This window comes from Rhizobium sp. YS-1r (assembly GCF_000757525.1).
GTDB classification, from domain to species: domain Bacteria; phylum Pseudomonadota; class Alphaproteobacteria; order Rhizobiales; family Rhizobiaceae; genus Neorhizobium; species Neorhizobium petrolearium.
In genome coordinates this window covers 15,580-17,731 of record NZ_JPYQ01000035.1, presented here as the reverse complement: position 1 = coordinate 17,731, position 2,152 = coordinate 15,580, and the positions used below count along the sequence as shown (strand labels likewise).

The window sequence follows — 2,152 nt, the reverse complement described above, 5'->3', positions numbered from 1 at the left end:
GCAAAGTCCCATCTTGATTGACGCTGGAATTCCACGTTGATCGTCGCGCGGCAGGACGCTCTGTTTGTCGGAATCGAAACGCGGAAGGTGAGCTACATTCTGGACGCCGACGTTGCGGGCTTATAGCGCGTCAGCCAGGATTGGCTGGTCCGTTTCGTGGAGCATCGCGTCGGTGACAGGCGCATCATCCACCTGATCCGCAAATGGCTCAGGGCGGGTGTTCTGGAAGACGGGATCGTTACTGTAAGTGAAAGGGGAACGGGACAAGGATCGGTGATTTCGCCGCTACTTTCCAATATCTACCTGCGCTACGTCTTTGATCTTTGGGCCGATCGTTGGCGACGACGCGAGGCCACCGGCGACATGATCATCGTGCGATATGCGGATGATATCGTGGTTGGCTTCGAACACGAAGCCGATGCCCGGCCCTTCTGGGACATGATGCGGCAACGGCTACAGGAGTTTGCGTTGCAACTCCATCCGGAAAAGACCCGACTGATCGAGTTTGGCCGCTATGCGGCTCAGGCTCGCCGCAGGAAAGGGCTTGGCAAACCGGAGACGTTCAACTTCCTCGGTTTTACGCACATCTGCGGCAAGACCCGGCAGGGCCGGTTCCAGATCCTCCGGAAAAGCCGGAGGGACCGCAGAGTGGCGAAGCTGACGGAGGTCAAGAACGAGTTGCGACGGCGCATGCATTGGCCCATCCCAGAGCAGGGACGATGGCTGAAGCAGGTGCTTGCTGTCTACTATGCCTATCACGCTGTACCGACCAATTTTCGGTCGCTCGGCGCCTTTCGCGACCGCATCATCAGGCTCTGGGTTCAGACGCTTCGGCGGCGGAGCCGGATGCGGGAATTCCGCTCGTCCGGATCGGTGCGGGGGGTGCCCAGTAATGGGCATCCCTACCGCGATATTTGCAGAAAATCGATGGGATGGAAGGCTCCCGCTCCGCCGGTGCTAGGATGGCATCGGTTAGGATGGACAAACCGGGAGCGTTCGAATGAAAGAGATTTCTACCGTAGGCATCGATATAGCGAAATCGGTGTTCCAGGTTCATGCGATTGATGTCGATGGCAATGTAGTTGTGCGGCGACAGTTACGTCGCCAACAGATGCTGAAATTCTTCGTGCAGGTTCCGCCTTGCCTCATCGGTATCGAGGCTTGTGGGACCGCCCATTACTGGGCACGACAACTTTCGGTCTTCGGGCATGACGTGCGGCTGATGCCGCCGGCCTATGTGAAGCCCTACGTGAAAAGGCAGAAAAATGACGCCGCGGACGCCGAGGCGATCTGCGAAGCCGTGATGCGTGCCGTGCCATAGACGCCACTTCGCGGCTCTGATGTCCTTGGCAATTGTGAGCAGTTCCTCGGCACGGTCAGAGTTGGAGCGGATCAGGTGATCGGCGATCTGCTGCATGGGCTGGATCTTCATGGCGATGTGGAACCAGTCGATGATGTGGGCTGTCGGCTTCGGCATCGCCCGTGGCAGCCGCTTGAGGATTTCGGCACCATCCGAGATGCCGCGCTATACCGAGATCACGGTGACGTCACCGAAGCCGCAGTATCCTTCACGCCGAAGGGCATGCAGAGCTCGGTCTCGGATTGCCTGTTCGTCGGTGCTGCCGGTGACGAAATAGCGCCCGTCGGTTTCCGCGACCGCCGCGGCCGCATCGGGCCACAACCAGCTCGAAGTTTCGCGCTGAATTGGGATCGGCACTGCGGACATGAGCCGTGTCGATGCTGATGACGAACTCCTTGCGTCGGTCACCGGGTAGATGCATTTCGCGCTGGCGCCGTTCATCCGTTTGATGAGACCCGGCGCGCCGTTCTTCCTGTGCAACCTGATCGTCCAGCCGCTCGCCGGTCCTGATGGTGCGCTTGCGCACGGTGGCGTGCGTTTCGGTCGGCTCGACGGGTAGGAATTCGGCCAGCACCTTCGCTGCCTGCCGGTACGGCATCATACTTCCCAGCCGTGCTGTCAGTTCCATCAACTCGGGCGTAGCCCGATCGGGGTAGATTTCTTTCAGCGGTGCGAAGGCGCCGGCTATGCCCGGGTGACAATCCCGGCACAGCACCCAGCGGGGATTGCGCACCTCGACTGTCCCGAACACTGTTCGGATCCGGCGCGCCGTGTAGTCCTTGACCGGTCGGA

At 60.0% G+C, this 2,152-nt stretch carries 1 protein-coding gene and 2 pseudogenes; 2 read left to right on the top strand and 1 reads right to left on the bottom strand.

The genetic code is table 11. From position 1 onward, the window contains the following. Positions 1–144 precede the first annotated feature (144 nt). Both JL39_RS21240 and JL39_RS31150 read left to right on the top strand, forming a co-directional pair. Positions 145–1,065 carry a reverse transcriptase domain-containing protein gene (locus JL39_RS21240; protein ID WP_348270570.1) on the top strand — a complete coding sequence of 307 codons (921 nt, stop codon included), beginning with the start codon at positions 145–147 and terminating at the stop codon, positions 1,063–1,065. Beyond that, a pseudogene (locus tag JL39_RS31150) lies at positions 1,001–1,303 on the top strand (transposase); the annotation flags it as partial. The gene JL39_RS21240 and the pseudogene JL39_RS31150, both read left to right, overlap by 65 nt. A 265-nt stretch (positions 1,304–1,568) precedes the next feature. On the opposite strand, the pseudogene JL39_RS31715 reads toward JL39_RS31150, so the two are convergent. After that, a pseudogene (locus tag JL39_RS31715) lies at positions 1,569–2,152 on the bottom strand (hypothetical protein); the annotation flags it as partial.